Raw genomic sequence first — 16,308 nt, 5'->3', positions numbered from 1 at the left:
CCTCGCGGCCCGGCGGTCCGGTCAACAACGCCGCGGCGCGGAATGAAACTTACATGCGTTCCCCCAGGTGAAAACAGCGAATGGCGACGCTGCCTCCGTTCGTCTCTTGACGCGGACCCGATCTTGGCTTCGTATGAGTCGTACACATCGATTCCCGGTTGTCCGGTCCACTGTGGACTCCCGGGCACCCGAGGTCCCCGCTCCCGGAGAGGTACCCGCCATGCCGCCGCGCACCGGATCCGTGGCCGCCGCGCTCGTCACCGCCCTCGTGGTGAGCGCGGTGGCCGCGCCGCCCGTCCACGCCGCGACCGTCACCATCGCCGTGGCCCCGAACGGCGACGACGCCAACCCCGGCACGCCCGGCCGGCCCGTCGCCACCCCGGCCAGGGCGCAGCAGCTGGCCCGCGCGCAGTCGGCCGCCACCGACGTCGTGGTGCAGCTCGCGGGCGGCACCTACCGGCTGTCCGCCCCGCTCACGTTCACCAGCGCCGATTCCGGGCAGAACGGCCACACCGTGACCTGGCAGGCCGCTTCGGGCCAGACGCCGATCCTGTCCGGCGGCACGCAAGTCACCGGCTGGGCGGTCCAGGACGCCAGCCAGAACATCTGGGCGGCGTCCGTACCGCAGGGCGCCGACTCGCGGCAGCTGTTCGTGGACGGGGCGCTGGCGCCACGCGCGTCCATCCCGATCTCGCGCAACGACGTGCAGATCACGACGTCCGGGATGACGATCGTCAACTCCGCGCTGAACTACCTCGCCACGCTGCCGCGGCAGAGCCGGATCGAGGTGGAGAGCCAGAACTCCTTCACCGACCGCTACTCCCCCGTCGACCACGTCAGCGGCACGTCGATCGTCATGCAGCAACCGGCGTGGAACAACAACAACTGGGGCTACGACACCCTCGCCAAGCCCTTCGGCGGCGGCCAGCTGTTCCTCGAAAACTCGTACTCGTTCCTCAAGAACACCGGCCAGTGGTACCTCGACCCGCAAGCCGGGAAGCTCTACTACAAGGCGCCGAGCGGCTGGGTGCCCGGCAGCCACGACGTCGAGTTACCGCGGCTGACGTCACTGCTGCGGATCAGCGGCAGCTACGACAACCCGGTGCGCGGCCTCACCTTCAGCGGCCTGCACTTCGAGCACACGACCTGGCTCACGCCGGGGACCTCGGTCGGCTACGCGAACCAGCAGAGCGGCACGTTCCTCCCGGCCGCGGTGTCGATGCCGGGTGACTTCCTGAGCTCGTGCCAGTCGGGCTGCCCGTTGTTCGAGGGCGCTCGCAACGGCTGGGCGCAGGCGCCGGCCGCCGTCCAGGTCTCGGCCGCCACCGGGATCACGTTCAGCGGCAACACCTTCACTCACCTGGGGCAGGTGGCACTGGGCATCGGCAACGACGCGAACGCGCACGCGTCCGGGGTCGGCCTCGGCGCGTCGTCGATCACGGTGGACCGCAACACCTTCACCGAGGACTCGGGCGCGGGCATCGTCGTCGGCGGCGTGCGGCCGGACGCCCACCACCCGTCGAACGCGGCGATGACCAACCGCGACATCACGCTGTCGAACAACACGGTGAGCCGGGTCGCCCTCGACTACCGCGAGATGGCCGGCATCCTGTCGACCTACGTGACGCACGCGGTGATCACGCACAACGACGTGGCGAACCTGACCTACGACGGCATCGACGTCGGGTGGGGCTGGGGCGCGAACGACCCGGGCGGCAGCCAGGACTACCGCAACCGCGGCCTGTACAACTACCAGCCGGTGTACACCACCGCGACGACGCTGCGGGACACCGTCGTCAGCTACAACCGGGTGCACGGCACGAAGAAGCTCATGCACGACGGCGGGAGCATCTACAACCTCTCCGCGAACCCGGGCAGCTCCATCGACCACAACCACGTGTACGACAACAACCGCACGGTCGGGCTGTACCTGGACGAAGGCTCGCGCTACGTTTCCCTGTCGGCCAACGTGATCCAGGACTCCGGGGTCTGGGCCTTCACCAACGCCAGCGGCACCAACAACACCAACGACAGCACCTTCAGCGGCAACTGGTACAACGGCGGCGCGACGAACGTGGCCACCGGGTCCCCGCACAACAACGTCCTGAGCGGGAACGTCCTGGTGAGCGGCACCGCCTGGCCGTCGGGTGCCCAGCAGGTCATCGCCGCCGCGGGCCCGGCGGGCACCGGCCCGGCCGCGACCCCGGTGCGCGCGGCCGGCGCGGGCAAGTGCCTGGACGTCAACGGCGTCAGCACCACCCCCGGCGCCCAGGTGCAGATCTGGGACTGCACCGGCGGCACCAACCAGTCCTGGACCCGCACGAGCGCGGGAGAACTGACCGTCTACACCGGCGACAGCACCCGGTGCCTGGACGCGTCCGGGCAGGGCACCACGCCGGGCACCAAGATCGTCAGCTGGACCTGCAACGGCGGGGCGAACCAGCGCTGGCAGGTCACCTCGGCCGGCGCCGTCACCGGCGGCCAATCCGGACTGTGCCTGGACGTGACCGGCAGCGGCACGGCCAACGGCACGCCCGTCCGGCTGTGGACGTGCACCGGGCAAGCCAACCAGCAGTGGACCTTCGGCTGAACGATCGAGGAGAGCCATGAGAATCCGACTCGTCGCGGCCGCGACGGCCCTGTTCGTGAGCGCGTTCCTCCCGGGCACCCCGGCGGCCGCGGACTCCAACGGCGGGGTCCGGGTCATGCCGCTGGGCGACTCCATCACCGAAGGCACGCAGGTCCCCGGCGGGTACCGGATCGGGCTGTGGCAGCGCCTGAGCGCGGGCGGCTACCAGGTCGACTTCACCGGCTCGCAGTACAACGGCCCGGCCGCCCTCGGCGACCACGACCACGAGGGCCACCCGGGCTGGCGCATCGACCAGATCGACGCGAATGTCGTCACCTGGCTGCGGAACACCGGCTCGCACACCGTCCTGCTGCACATCGGCACCAACGACGTCCTGCAGAACTACGACGTCGGCCGCGCGCCCGCCCGGCTGTCCGGGCTGATCGACCACATCACCGCGACGGCGCCGGACGCCGAGGTCTTCGTCGCGATGATCACCCCGCTCGCCAACTCCGGGCAGGAGTCCGCCGTCCGCACGTTCAACTCCGCGATCCCCGGAATCGTGCAGAGCAACCAGAACGCCGGCAAGCACGTGCACCTAGTCGACATGCACTCCGCGGTGAGCACCGGCGACCTGATCGACGGCATCCACCCCACGGCCACCGGGTACGACAAGATGGCCGCCACCTGGTTCGCCGCGCTGCAGTCGGTGTCCGGGAGCATCGGCACCCCGGGGACGTCCACGGCGCGGCAGATCGTCGGCGCGCAGTCGGGCCGGTGCGTCGACGCCGCGAGCGCCGCCAACGGCACCCAGGTGCGGCTGCAGGACTGCGGTGGGCAGGCCGGCCAGGCGTGGACCCGGGCCGGTCAGACGCTGACCGTCGGCGGGACCAAGTGCCTCGACGCCTCCGGCCACGGCACGGCCAACGGCACCCCGGTGATCGTCTGGGACTGCCACGGCCAGGCCAACCAGCAGTGGACGATCAACGCCGACGGCACGGTCACCGGCGTCCAGTCGGGTCGTTGCCTCGACGCGTCCGGGCAGGGCACCGCCAACGGCACCCAGCTGATCCTGTGGTCGTGCAGCGGGCAGGCGAACCAGCGGTGGACGCTGCGGTAGTCGATCCGAGTCCGCAGCCTTCGAGCTCAGCCGAACACGCGCCGCTGGATCTCGCGGCGGTAGTCCTCGAGGGTGTTGTCCAGGTGGACCGCCGCGGCCTGCGCCGCCGCTTCCGGGTCGCCGTCGCGGATCGCCTGGTAGATCGCCGTGTGCTCCTCGACCGCCTCCGCCGCGTGGCCGCCGACCGTGCCGTGCAGGCCGATCGTGCTGGACTGGTGCTGCAGCCGCCGCACCTCGCGCACTGCGGCCAGGAGGAACTGGTTGTGGGACGCGGCCGCGATGCCCAGGTGGAACTCGTCGTCGCCGCGGTCGAACAACGCCGCCTCGCCGGTCAGGTGGCCTTGGCGGCAGGTCTCCGCCGCCGCCTCGATCGACCGCAGCTCGCCCGGGGTGGCCCGGGTCGCCGCCAGCCGGCCGGCGGTCATCTCCTGGACCCGGCGGAACTCGAACAGCATGTAGATGTGCTCGAGGTCCGTCGGCAGGAACAGGCTGCCCCAGTGCGCCGAGCCGAGCATCCCCTCGTCGTCGGCGACGTACAGGCCGCGCCCCTTCTGCGCACGCACCCTCCCGATCGCCGAAAGGATCTTCACCGCCTCGCGCACCATCGTGCGTGAGCTCCCCAGCCGCCTCGCCAGCTCGACCTCGGTGGGCATGCGGTCACCCGGCCGCAACCCCAGCTCGGTAATGAGCCGGAGGATCTGCTCGGCGACGAGCTCGTAGCCGGGCCGGTAGGACGTCACCACTCTTCCTCCACCTCGCCGTGAGCATGAAGCATACATTCGACTAGCGCCTGTGAGAATAAGTCGTACTCATTTTCCGGCAGGCATCCTCTTGACTCCGGAGATCCGACGGACTCTCATAGACGACACGCCCCAGCAACGCGAGATGTGTCGGACACATAGCCGAAGGCCGTTGCCTGATCAGGTAGACCTGCGGGCACCACGATGGAGTGGAGTAGCTCATGACAGCCCCAGCCCCCGGAGCCGGAAGACCAGCCCAGCGCCGCCGACGGTCCGCAGGACTGGTGCTCGGCGTCGCGGCCGTCCTCGCCGCGGTCACGGCGTGCGGGAACGGCGGCAGCGGCACCGGCGCCCAGACCGGGTTCCAGCCCGTCCAGCAGACCGGCGGACCGCTCACCGTGTGGGTCGACTCGACGCGGCTGCCCGCGGCGCAGCTGTACCAGAAGCAGCACCCGGCGGTGAAGCTGGACATCGTCACCTACGACGGCGACGCCAACGGCTCCAACTACCTGCAGACCAAGGTGAGCCTGTTCAACCGCACCCGCAGCGGCTGGCCGGACGTCGTGTTCAGCACCCAGAACAACGAGACGTCCTGGGCGGTGCAGGCCGGCTTCACCGCGCCGCTGAACAAGGGGCAGATCCCCGACGCGACGCTGAGCGGCTGGGCCCCCGGCGCGAACGACCCGTGCACCGTGGACGGCACGCTCTACTGCCTGCGCAACGACCTCGCCCAGACCGTCCTCTGGTACGACGCTTCGCTGATGCAGCAATGGAACTACCAGGTGCCCAAGACCTGGGAGGAGTACCAGGCGCTGGGTCAGCGGGTCGCCACCGAGCACCCCGGCTACCTGGTGGGCACGGCCGGCGACAGCTTCACCCCGGAGATCTACCTGTGGGCGGGCAAGTGCGGCGCCAACGAGATCACCGGCCCCAAGGCGGTCAAGGTCAACACCACCAGCCCGGCCTGCACCAAGATGGCCGCACTGCTCGACACCCTGGTCAAGAACCGCACGATGTCCACCAGCAGCGTGTTCAGCTCGGACTTCGACAAGAACTCCGGCGACAAGATCCTCATGCTGCCGGGGCCGTCCTGGTTCGGCGGATCGATCTTCCAGGAGTCCTTGAAGACGCCCAAGGGCCGGATCGGCGTCGCGCCGATGCCCCAGTGGGCCGGCGAAACCGCCCCGTCGGTCGGCAACGTCGGCGGGGGCACCTGGCTGCTGTCCGCCCACAGCGCCAACCTCAAGGACGCCACCGACTTCCTCACCTGGGTGACGACCGCACCCGACTACCAGGGCCAGGTCGCGCCGGGCTACCCGGCGAACACGACCGCGGCCAAGGCCTGGCTGGCGAAGCAGACGGCCGGCGGGTACTACGCCGGCGACATCACCGCGACGATGCAGACGGCCGCCGCGCAGGTGTGGCCGGGCTGGGGCTACGGGCAGTTCAGCCAGGAGGCGATCTGGGCCGCGACCGTCACCCCCGGCCAGACCGCCGGCAAGACGATCGTCTCCCTGCTGCCGGACTGGCAGAAGGCGATCACCGACTACGCGAAGTCCAACGGGTACGAGGTCAGCCAGTGAGCACGGCCGCCCGGCCGGCCGGCGCACCGTCCCGGCGGCGGACGCGCTGGCCGGGCCGGGCCGGCCACCTCTTCGTCGCCGCCTACGTCGTCCTGCTGGTCGCGTTCGGGGTGGTGCCCACGGTGTACGCGATCTACTTCGCGTTCACCGACGCGGGCGACCGCTTCGCCGGTCTGGCGAACTTCGTCGACGCCGCCGCCGACTTCCGGTACTTCTCCGCCGTCGGGCACGTGGCGCTCTACCTGCTGTTCTGGCTGGTGTCGCTGGTGGTGTTCGTCGTCGGGCTGGCCCTGCTGCTGCACCGCCTGACCTCCCGGGCGGCCGGCACCACCCTGCGCTTCCTCTACTACATCCCCGGGGCGCTGGCCGGCGCGGCCAGCGTCATGGTCTGGCTGTTCATGCTGGACCCGTCGGTGAGCCCGCTGAGCTTCCTGTTGCGGGCCTTCGGTTTCGACACCTTCGGCGAGGTCGTCGCGCCCGGGCACCTGCCGGTCCTGTTCACCATGATCGCCTTCTGGACCGGGGCGGGCGGCTGGATCGTCGTGCTGTACGGCGCGCTGAACACCATCTCCCCCGACCTGCTGGAAGCGGCGCGGATCGACGGCGCGGGCGCGTGGCAGACCGCGTGGCGCATCCAGCTCCCCCTGCTGCGCAAGTGGATCGTCTACATGGTGATCCTCGCCTTCGCCGGCGGGACCCAGCTGTTCGTCGAACCGCAGCTGCTCTCGCAGGCGAGCGTCGGGGTCGCCGGCCGCGACTACTCGCTCAACCAGCTCTCCTACGACTTCGCCTTCCAGAACAACAACGTGAACACCGCCGCCGCCATCTCGGTGGAGCTGCTGGTGATCGGGGTGGTCGTCGCCGGCGTGTTCGTCGCCCGATCGGGGTTCTTCGATGCCGACTAGGCCCCGCCGGAAGCTGCCGAACCCGCTGTCGGTGCTGGTGCTCGCACTGTTCGTGATCTTCTTCGTGCTGCCGGTGCTGTGGCTGCTGCTGGCCGCGACCAAGACCGACGACGAGCTCGTGCACGGCAACCCGCTGTCGTTCGGCTCGTGGGGCGCGCTCGGGGACAACTGGACCGCGCTGACCAGGTTCGGCGACAACGCGATCTTCCGGTGGCTGGGCAACTCGGCGCTGTACTCGTTCATCGCGCTCGCGATCACGCTGTGCGTGGCGATCCCGGCCGGCTACGCCCTCGCCATGACCGAGTTCCGCGGCCGGCGCACGCTGCTCGTCGCGACGCTGGTGGTCATGCTGATGCCGAACGCGACGCTGGTGGTCCCGCTGTTCCTCGAAGTCAACGCCGTCCAGCTGATCGGCTCGATGTGGTCGATCATCCTGCCGTACTCGTTCTACCCGTTCGGCGTGTACCTGACCTACATCTACTTCTCCACCGCGCTCCCCCGCGACCTGATCGACGCGGCGAAGCTCGACGGCTGCTCGCCGTTCGGCGTGTTCCGCCACATCGCCCTGCCCCTGGCCGCCCCGGTCGTCGCCCTCGTCGGGTTCTTCAGCTTCGTCGCCAACTGGACCAACTACTTCCTGCCGTACGTCCTGCTCCCGGCGAGCGACCAGTTCCCCGTCCAGGTCGGCCTGGGCACCCTGCTCGACGCCGTCCCGCAGTTCAACCCGACCGTCGGCACCGCGGCGGTCCAGCGCCCGGAACTCGCGCTGGCCACGCTGCTCGCGATCACCCCGGTACTCGTCGTCTTCCTCTTCTCCCAACGTTTCCTGGTCGCCGGGATGCTCGCCGGCGCGACCAAGGAGTGACCACCATGGAGAACTTTGATGCATCCCGTCATCACGGCCTCGGTACCCCTGCTCGAACCGCCGGGCTGGGCGATCGCGCAGCGGGAGCTGTTCGCCTTGCTCGACCGGGCCTGGCGCCGGTTTGCCGATGACTTCACCGGCCCGGACGGACGGCTGCGCTACGAGGGCGAGCTCACCACCCGCGACGGCGTGGACGACTTCTACGAAACGTTCTTCAACTGGCCGCAGCTCTACCTGCTGGGCGGCGCCGACGACCTGCTCACCGAGTCCGAGCACCACTGGGAAGGCGTCACCCGGCAGCTGGCCGAGCTGGGCATGCTGCACGACGAGTACGAACGCGGCTACGACTGGTTCCACCAAGGCGAAAGCCTGCTGCTGCTGTACTTCCTGTGCATGGCCGCGCCCGCGCGGTGGCGGGACCGGGCGCTGCGGTTCGCCGAGCTCTACGTCGATCCCGTGCACGGCAACTACGATCCCGTCCACCGCATCATCCGGCGCCCCCACAACGGCAGCGATCCGGCGCGCGAAGGGCTCTTCGACGGCAGTACCTACCCGTGGCTGCCCCGGGAGGCCATGACGTACGGCTTCCCGCTGGAGTGGCTGCCGCCGGACGACTCCGCGCTGGGCGAGCAGATGCACCGGCGGATGGGGACCGGCGACACCGCCGTCAACCTGGCGGCGTCCGGGCTGGTCCTCAACGCCCTGCTGCTGTCGGGTGACGGGCGCTACCGCGACTGGCTCGCCGAGTACGTGGGCGCGTGGCGCGAGCGCGCGGCCGCCAACGGCGGCATCCTGCCCGACAACGTCGCGCCCGACGGCACCGTGGGCGGGCTGCTGGAGGGGCGCTGGTACGGCGGGCACTACGGCTGGTCGTGGCCGCACGGCTGGTACAGCGTCGGGCACGCCGCCGTCGTCGGCGCGCTCTCGGCCGCACTCGCCACGGGCGACGACACGTTCACCGACCTGGTGCGCCCGGCCCTGGACGAGATCATCGCCCAGGGCAAGGTGATGGCCTTCACCGAAGCGGACTCCAGCCTCGACTCCAAGTGGTCGGTCCAGCTGCGCGAGGACGTGCACACGCCCACGCTGCACGTGCCCTTCCGCCACGACGACCGGGGCTGGTTCGACTACAACCCGATGCTGATGGGCGTCCCGGTCGCGCTGTGGCACCACTCCGCATCGGCGGCGGATCGGAACCGCCTCGACCGGCTGCGGGCCGCGAGCGGCTACGCCTGGCAGACCGTGCGGCCCTTCCGCAGCAAGGAAGAGGCCGGCCACGAAGAGCCCTGGCTCGTCTACCTCGCCGGCGACGACCCCGGCTACCCGGAGCGGATCCTGGCCGCGGCGCAGGCCCAGGTCCGCCACCGGCTGACCCGGATGGAGCGCTACCGCGACCGGGACGTCCCGGAAGCCGACATCCACCTGTGGCAGCAGTCGAATCCAGTGGTCACCGAGGCACTGGTCCAGCTCACCTGGGGAGCCCCGCAGGTCGTCTACAACGGCGGCCTGCAGCAGGCCCGCGTCCGCTACTACGACGCGCAGGCGCGGCGCCCGGGCTTGCCGCCGTCGGTGTCGGCGCTGGTTTCGAGCATCGACCCGGAGGAGACCGTGCTCGACCTGGTCAACCTCGACCCGGAGGAGCGGCGGTCGGTGATCGTGCAGGCGGGGGCGTTCGCCGAGCACCACATCCGCACCGCGCGCTACAGCGTCTGCGACGACCCGTCGTGGATCGGCGACCTCTACGACTACGGCCACGGCGAGCCGGCGGTGACGTCGGCGGCGATCAGCGTCGGCGGTCCGTGGCTCCAGGTCGAGCTGCCGCGCTCCACCCGCATCCGCCTGACGCTGCGGCTCGCCCCGCGAGCACGCCCGCCTTCGTACGCCACGCCGTTCGACGAACCCGCCGCCGGTGCCGCATGACCGGGCTCCTCGACGCGCACGTGCACTTCTGGGACCCGCGACGGTTGCGCTACCCCTGGCTCGACGGCATCGCGGACCTCGACCGGCCGTTCACCCCCGGCAACTTCCCGGGACGCCCCCGCAGCGACGTCATCGTCGTCGAGGCGGGCCGAGTGCCCGCGGAGGCCGCCGGCGAGATCGCGTGGCTGCGGGAGGAAGCGCGGCGGCAGCCCTGGATCCGCGGCGTCGTCGCGCACGTCGACGTCGAACGCCCGGCGGCGACGAGCCGGTTCGTGACCGGGTACGGCGGTGACCCGTTCGTGGCCGGGGTCCGGCGCAACGTGCAGGACGAAGCGCCCGGTTTCCTCCGCGGCACGGGGTTCCGGGCGGGTGTGCGGCTGCTGGGCGAGGCGGGGCTGCCGTTCGACGCGTGCGTCCGCGCCCACCAGCTGCCCGAGCTGACCGAACTGGCGGCCGCCTGCCCGCGGACCACGATCGTCCTGGACCACCTCGGCAAGCCGGCGCCGGGCGGCCCCGGGTACGAGCGGTGGCGCCGGGACCTGCGCCGGCTGGCCCGGCACGCCAACGTCCTCGCCAAGCTGTCCGGCCTGGCCACCGAGACCACCCCGGGCACACCCCGCTCGCTCGTGGTCGACGCGGTGCGCGAAGCCCTGGACGTGTTCGGCCCCGAGCGGTGCCTGTTCGGCAGCGACTGGCCCGTCATGACCCTGGCCACGGACTACGAGGCGTGGTTGGACGTCGTCCACGACGCGCTCGCCACCCACCCCGCCACGGCCGCCGAAGCCGTCCTCCACGACAACGCCGTCCGGACCTACCGGACGAGGAGCCGCGGCAACGCCGCTTTGTCCCGTCATGGCAGTGGATAGTGCACGCCGGTGAGCTGTTCGCACCGCTCCCACAGCAGCGCACCCGCCGCTTCGTCGCGGGCGGCTGTGGACGCCTCGACCCGTTCCGGCCGGCCTTTGACGCCGTGCACCCCGCGGGGACCGTACAAGTCCCCACCGCGTGCCTCGGGATCGACGGCCGCCCGGAGCGTGGGCAAGGCGCCGTCGGCGGCGGTGTTGACGAGCGGAGCCAGCAGCCACCGCAGTGGTGGTGCCGACAGCACCCGCATGAAGCCGCCGCTGTTGCGGCCGAATTCGGTGGCCGCGGCGCCGGGGTGCGCGGCCACCGCGATCGCCGGTGTTCCCGCGGCTGCCAGCCGCCGCTGGAGTTCGGCCGTGAACACGAGGTTGGCCAGCTTCGTCTGGGTGTAGGCGGGCCAGCGGCGGTAGCGCCGGGCGGCGAAGGCCAGGTCGTCGAGGTCCAGCCGTCCCAGCTCGTGACCACCGCTGGTCACCGTGACGACCCGCCCGGCGGGCGCCGCCAGCACCTGCGGCATCAGCAGGCCGGTGAAGGCGAACGGCCCCAGCTGGTTGGTGACGAACGTCCGGTCCGTCCCGTCGATCAGGGTCAGCGTCCCGAACGCGGCACCGGCGTTGTTGACCAGGAGGTCGATCCGGTCGAATCCGCCGCCGATCGCCGCGGCCGCTTCCCGGACGGACGCCGCGTCCGCGAGGTCCAGCCGGACCGGGTGGAGGTCGGCATCCGGTACAGCCGCGCGGATAGCGTCACACGCCAGGGCGGCTTTGCCGGGGTTCCGGCACGCCAGGACCACGCGCGCGCCCTTCTCCGCGAGCATCCGCGCGGTTTCGAAACCGATACCGGAGTTCGCGCCGGTCACCACCGCCGTGTGCCCACGCCGGTCGGGCACGTCGGCGGCGGTCCATCCCGGGGTCGACCTGGTCACGTTCTCTCCTTGGCACGAGGCGAATGACGCGGAAGGCTAGCGGGAGGCGGTGCGCACGCGAGTCCCCCTCGAGAGGACAAAACCACCGGTGCGACGAGACGGACGGGCAGTGATCGCGCCCGGTTGTGTCCCGTTCTCGCGGACCTGTTCGAACACGTCAGTGGCTTCCGGTACCGTGCTCGCGTCTGCCGGAGCCCTCGCAAGGAACGCAAGGATGGTTGTGTAGTGGCAAATCCGCTGGTCGCGGAGACCAAGGACTCGACCAAGGCGTATTCGGGGATTTCGCTGCTGGAGTCGGCGAACGACCTGAAGTCCGCGATCGAGAGCGGCGACTGGGCGTCGGTGGCGATGGGTGCCGTCGGGACCGCGCTGGACGCCCTCTCGATGGCGATGGACCCGTTCGGCGCGATCCTCGCCGCCGGCGTCGGCTGGCTGATCGAGCACGTCGGCCCGCTCAAGGAAGCGCTTAACGGGTTGACCGGCAACGCCGATGAGATCGCGGCTCAGTCGGAGACCTGGAAGAACGTCGCCACCGAACTCGGCAGCATCGGCCAGGATCTGACCGGCATGGTGAAGACGGACGTCTCGTCGTGGACCGGGAACGCCGGCGACATGTACCGCCAGCTCGCACAAGACACGGTCACCCTGCTGGAAACCGCCCAAAAAGGGTGCGAGGGCGCGTCCAGTGGCGTGAAGACCGCGGGTGAGGTTGTCGCCGCGGTGCGGGCGCTGGTGCGCGACATCATCGCCGAACTGGTCGGTCACCTCATCAGCTGGGCGCTGCAAGTGGTCTTCACCTTGGGCATCGGCATGACGTGGGTGGTGCCGCAGGTGATCAACGCGGTCGCGAAGACCGCGTCGAAGATCGCGGACCTGGTGAAGCGGCTGGTCAAGGCGCTCAAGGCGTTGGTTCCGCTGCTCAAGCGCGCCGGTGACCTGTTCGGTGACGCGGCGAAGGCACTCAAGAAGATCAAGCCGGGCAAGGGTGCGCCGCCGCCGAAGCACGCGGACATCAACGGCAACCCCAAGGGGCTCGACGGCCCCAAGGGCAAGGGTGGCCCGGACGCACCGCCGCCGAAGACCGACCCGCCCCCGAAGGGCGGCGACGGCACCACTCCCTCGGGCGCGAAGGGCGACGGCACCACGCCGTCCGGCAGCAAAGGCGGGCCCGACGCCCCGCCCAAGGGCGATCCGCCCCCGGCGTCCAAGGGACCCGACGACACGCCCTCGCCCAACGGCAACACCACCCCGTCCGGCGGCGGCAAGGGCCCGGGCGGCACCCCCAAGGACGGCGGCGGCAAGCCGAAGGACGGCGGGCTGTCCAACGACAACAAGGCGCCCAAGGAGAACTCGACCCCGGCCGACTGCCGGCCGGGCAGCGGCGACCCGATCGACATGACCACCGGCCGGATGATGCTCGCCCAGACCGACGTCGAGATCGACGGCGTGCTGGCGCTCGTGCTGGACCGCAGTCACTTCTCCGGCTACCGCAGCGGTGCCCACTTCGGACGGTCCTGGGCCTCGACCGCCGACCAGCGCCTGGAGATCGGCGACGGCCGCGTCGACTTCGCCGCCGAAGACGGCACCCTGCTGGTCTTCCCGGTCCCCGGCGCGAGCGGTGTCACGCCGGTGGAAGGCCCCCGGTGGCCGCTGCGCCGGCTCGGCGACGAATACCTGCTGGACCAGCCCGATCGCCGCCGCACCCTGCACTTCGCCACCGGCGGCGTGGTGCGCCCGCTGACCGCGATCTCCGATGCCGACGGCAACCACATCGACTTCGACCGCGACGAGGACGGCGTCCTGCGCGAGGTCCGGCACTCGGCCGGGCACCGGATCGCCGTCACCACTGTGGAAGGCCGCATCACCGAGCTCGCCTCGGCCGGCGTCACCCTCGCCCGGTTCGGCTACGACGACCAGGCGCACCTGGTCGAGGTCGTCAACTCTTCGGGGCGGCCCTACCGGTTCGCCTACGACGAGCTCGACCGCATCACGAGCTGGCAGGACCGCAACGGCTGGGGCTACGGCTTCACCTACGACGAGCTCGACCGCTGCGTGCGCGGTACCGGCCCGCGCGGATTCCTCAGCTACACCTTCGCCTACGACAAGGAAAACCGCGTCAACCGCGCCACCGACTCCCTCGGCCACACGACGACCTACGAGCTGAACGAAGAGTTCCAGCTCGTCCGCGAGACCGACCCACTCGGCGGCGTCACCGGTTACGCGTGGGACCGCCACGACCGGCTGCTCGCCTACACCGACGCGCTGGGCCGCGTCACCCGCTACGGCTATGACGAGCAGGGCCTCCGCACGTCGGAAACGCGCCCGGACGGGACCGTCCGCAGCGTTCGCCACGACGGGCGGGGCCGGCCGGCGACCGCGATCGAACCCGACGGCGCGACCTGGTCCTACAGCTACGACACCGACGGCCGGCTCGTCGCGACCACCGACCCGGCGGGCGGTGTCCGCCGCTACGGCTACGGCCGGCGCGGCGAGCTCACGACGTTCACCGACGAAGAAGGCCGCACCACCGGCATCGAGTGCGACGCGCTCGGCAAGCCGTTGACCGTCCTCGACCCGGCCGGCGGCCGCACGGCATACGCCTACGACCCGCTGGGCCGCGTCGTGTCGATCACCGACCCGACCGGGAACACGACGAACCTCGCTTGGACGGTCGAAGGCGAACTGTGGAAGCGCGTCGCCCCGGACGGATCCGTGGAGCGCTTCACCTACGACGGCGAAATCAACGCCGTGGAGCGCACGGACGCGACGGGCGCGGTGACGCGGACCGACTTCGGGCCGTTCGACCTGCCGGTGTGCGAGATCGCCCCGGACGGCAGCCGGACCCGGTTCGCCTACGACACCGAGCTGCGGCTGATCTCGGTCACCAACGCGAGCGGTGCGCAGTGGCGGATCGACTACGACGCGGCCGGGCGGGTGGTGCGGGAAACGGACTTCGACGGCCGGGTCGTCACCTACCGCCGCGACGCCGCCGGGCAGCTGCTCGAGAGCCGCAAGGGCAGCGACGAACCCACCACCTACACGTGGGACGAGCTGGGCCGGCTCACCGGCAAGCGGCGCGGTGACGCCGTCACGGCCTACACCTACGACGCCGCGGGCCGGCTGGTGCGCGCGGTGACCGCCGACGCCGACCTGACCCTGACCTACGACGCGCTCGGCCGGGTCGTCGCCGAGTCCTGCGACGGTCGCGAAGTCCGGTCGGGCTACGACCGCAGCGGGCTGCGGACCACTCGCCGCACCGCGACGGGCGTCGAAAGCTCGTGGAGCTACGACGCGGCGAGCGCACCGACCGCGCTGGTCACCGCCGGCCGCTCGATCCGGTTCACCCACGACCCCGCCGGGCGCGAGATCGGCCGCCTCTTCGGGCGCGCGGCGCTGTCCCAGGCGTGGGACGCCAACGACCGGCTCGTCGAACAGGTGCTCACGGCCGAAACCGGCCAGGTGCTGCAGCGGCGCGGCTACGAGCACCGGGCCGACGACGTGCTCGCCGGCCTCGACGACCTGCTCGCCGGGCGGACCGAGTTCGACCTCGACCGGCTGGGCCGGATCACCGGCGTGCGCCGGCCGGGCGGCACCGAGCGCTACACCTACGACCAGGCCGGCAACATCACCGCCGCGGAGTGGGGCACGCACCCGTCCGCCGGTGCCCGCGAGTACACCGGAACGCTGCTGCGGCGCGCCGGTGAAGTCGGCTACCGGTACGACGAGCACGGCCGGCTGGTCTGGCGCGGGCAGTCCGGTTCCGAGGCGGGCTGGACGTTCGGCTGGACCAGCGACGACCGGCTCGAGCAGGTCCGGACCCCGGACGGGCAGGTGTGGCGCTACGCCTACGACGCGTTCGGGCGCCGGGTCGCCAAGCGCCGCCTCGGCCCCGACGGCTCGACGGCCGCCGAGACCCTGTTCGTCTGGGACGGTGTCCTGCCGGCCGAGGAGATCGTCACGGTCGCCGGGGTGCCGTCCCGGACCACGACGTGGGAGTGGGAGCAGGACCGGCCGGCTCCGGTGAGCGTGCTGGACCGGCACCACGGCCCGGACGGCTCGGTCGCGGAGCAGTTCCACGCCGTCGTCGCCGACCTCGTCGGCAGCCCGGCCGAGCTGGTCGACGAGTCCGGCCGGATCGCCCGGCACCCGGGGCAGTCGCTGTGGGGCGTCGAGACGGCGAGCGCGTCCCCGACCCCGCTGCGGTTCCCCGGGCAGTACTTCGACGCCGAGACGGGCCTGCACTACAACGTGAACCGGCACTACGAGCCGGAAACCGGGCGGTACATCAGCCCGGACCCGATCGGGCTGGGCGGCGGCACCAACCCGCACGCCTACGTGCGCAACCCGACCGGCTGGCTCGACCCGGTCGGCCTCAAGGGCGGCAAGTGCAAGGGCGGCAAGGCGAACAACCCGGTGCTGGCCAACAACCGGCCGGGCCAGCCGGTGTTCCACGGCAACGCCAACGTCCCGGTCACCGAGATCAGCGACAAGAAGTTCGTGGGCATCCTGCAGGACCTCGCCAAGGGGCGCGGAGAGGGTTCACGCCGGGCGAAGGAACTGCTCAGGCAGATGGAGGAAGGCCGCGGCTGGCAGCAGACGGCGGGCATCCACCAGGGTGGCCTGGGCGGCGCGGCCGGCGGCGCCGACCCGCGCCCGCACATCACGGTGAACGTCGGCGGCCGGGGTTACCACGTCCACGTCGGTGGCAAGAACGGAAACCTGTTCGCCCAGGACATCACCCCGAACCCGATCCGCTGACGCGAAGCGGGCGCTGGCCACCGGCGCCCGCTTCGCGACCCGGGCCCGGCCCGGACTCG

At 71.2% G+C, this 16,308-nt stretch carries 10 protein-coding genes; 8 read left to right on the top strand and 2 right to left on the bottom strand.

Annotated elements, in window-relative coordinates; genetic code table 11:
- The first annotated feature begins 220 nt into the window (after positions 1-220).
- Both QSK39_RS32220 and QSK39_RS32215 read left to right on the top strand, forming a co-directional pair.
- A complete protein-coding gene (locus QSK39_RS32220; protein ID WP_285481614.1) occupies positions 221-2,590 on the top strand; it encodes an RICIN domain-containing protein in 2,370 nt (789 codons plus the stop codon).
- 16 nt (positions 2,591-2,606) lie between these two features.
- Complete coding sequence (locus QSK39_RS32215) at positions 2,607-3,689, top strand: ricin-type beta-trefoil lectin domain protein (RefSeq protein ID WP_285481613.1); 1,083 nt, start codon at positions 2,607-2,609, stop codon at positions 3,687-3,689.
- A 26-nt stretch (positions 3,690-3,715) separates the two neighbouring features.
- Here the strand turns inward: QSK39_RS32215 and QSK39_RS32210 are convergent, their stop codons facing one another.
- Positions 3,716-4,429 (bottom strand): FadR/GntR family transcriptional regulator, encoded by a 714-nt coding sequence (locus QSK39_RS32210; RefSeq protein WP_285481612.1) that lies wholly within the window; start codon positions 4,427-4,429, stop codon positions 3,716-3,718.
- 221 nt (positions 4,430-4,650) lie between these two features.
- On the opposite strand from QSK39_RS32210, the gene QSK39_RS32205 reads away from it, so the two are divergent.
- The 5 genes from QSK39_RS32205 to QSK39_RS32185 are packed head-to-tail and all read left to right on the top strand — an operon-like array spanning position 4,651 to position 10,568.
- Complete coding sequence (locus tag QSK39_RS32205) at positions 4,651-6,012, top strand: ABC transporter substrate-binding protein (protein WP_285481611.1); 1,362 nt, start codon at positions 4,651-4,653, stop codon at positions 6,010-6,012.
- Positions 6,009-6,917 carry a carbohydrate ABC transporter permease gene (locus QSK39_RS32200; protein WP_285481610.1) on the top strand — a complete coding sequence of 303 codons (909 nt, stop codon included), beginning with the start codon at positions 6,009-6,011 and terminating at the stop codon, positions 6,915-6,917. The genes QSK39_RS32205 and QSK39_RS32200 overlap by 4 nt, the downstream gene beginning before the upstream one ends.
- Entirely contained in the window at positions 6,907-7,782 is an 876-nt protein-coding gene (locus QSK39_RS32195) for a carbohydrate ABC transporter permease (protein WP_285481609.1), read from the top strand. Before QSK39_RS32200 ends, QSK39_RS32195 begins: the two co-directional genes overlap by 11 nt.
- Before the next feature lie 18 nt (positions 7,783-7,800).
- Positions 7,801-9,702 (top strand): DUF8034 domain-containing protein, encoded by a 1,902-nt coding sequence (locus QSK39_RS32190; RefSeq protein WP_285481608.1) that lies wholly within the window; start codon positions 7,801-7,803, stop codon positions 9,700-9,702.
- Positions 9,699-10,568 (top strand): amidohydrolase family protein, encoded by an 870-nt coding sequence (locus QSK39_RS32185; RefSeq protein WP_285481607.1) that lies wholly within the window; start codon positions 9,699-9,701, stop codon positions 10,566-10,568. Before QSK39_RS32190 ends, QSK39_RS32185 begins: the two co-directional genes overlap by 4 nt.
- Here the strand turns inward: QSK39_RS32185 and QSK39_RS32180 are convergent.
- Positions 10,553-11,491, bottom strand: a complete 939-nt coding sequence (locus tag QSK39_RS32180; protein WP_285481606.1) for an oxidoreductase — start codon at positions 11,489-11,491, stop codon at positions 10,553-10,555. The two genes, QSK39_RS32185 and QSK39_RS32180, sit on opposite strands and share 16 nt — an antisense overlap.
- Positions 11,492-11,716: 225 nt before the next feature.
- On the opposite strand from QSK39_RS32180, the gene QSK39_RS32175 reads away from it, so the two are divergent.
- Positions 11,717-16,249: an RHS repeat-associated core domain-containing protein gene (locus tag QSK39_RS32175; RefSeq protein ID WP_285481605.1), complete on the top strand. Its 4,533-nt coding sequence runs from the start codon at positions 11,717-11,719 to the stop codon at positions 16,247-16,249.
- Positions 16,250-16,308 lie beyond the last annotated feature (59 nt).

It is taken from the genome of Amycolatopsis sp. NBRC 101858 (genome assembly GCF_030269325.1).
In the GTDB taxonomy this organism is placed as follows: domain Bacteria; phylum Actinomycetota; class Actinomycetes; order Mycobacteriales; family Pseudonocardiaceae; genus Amycolatopsis; species Amycolatopsis ponsaeliensis.
This window is presented reverse-complemented; position numbering and strand designations above follow the sequence as displayed.

Coding starts and splice junctions, on each gene's coding strand:
- QSK39_RS32185 (WP_285481607.1), top strand. CDS start 9,699: ATGACCGGGCTCCTCGACGCGCACGTGCACTTCTGGGACCCGCGACGG.
- QSK39_RS32215 (WP_285481613.1), top strand. CDS start 2,607: ATGAGAATCCGACTCGTCGCGGCCGCGACGGCCCTGTTCGTGAGCGCG.
- QSK39_RS32190 (WP_285481608.1), top strand. CDS start 7,801: ATGCATCCCGTCATCACGGCCTCGGTACCCCTGCTCGAACCGCCGGGC.
- QSK39_RS32205 (WP_285481611.1), top strand. CDS start 4,651: ATGACAGCCCCAGCCCCCGGAGCCGGAAGACCAGCCCAGCGCCGCCGA.
- QSK39_RS32195 (WP_285481609.1), top strand. CDS start 6,907: ATGCCGACTAGGCCCCGCCGGAAGCTGCCGAACCCGCTGTCGGTGCTG.
- QSK39_RS32220 (WP_285481614.1), top strand. CDS start 221: ATGCCGCCGCGCACCGGATCCGTGGCCGCCGCGCTCGTCACCGCCCTC.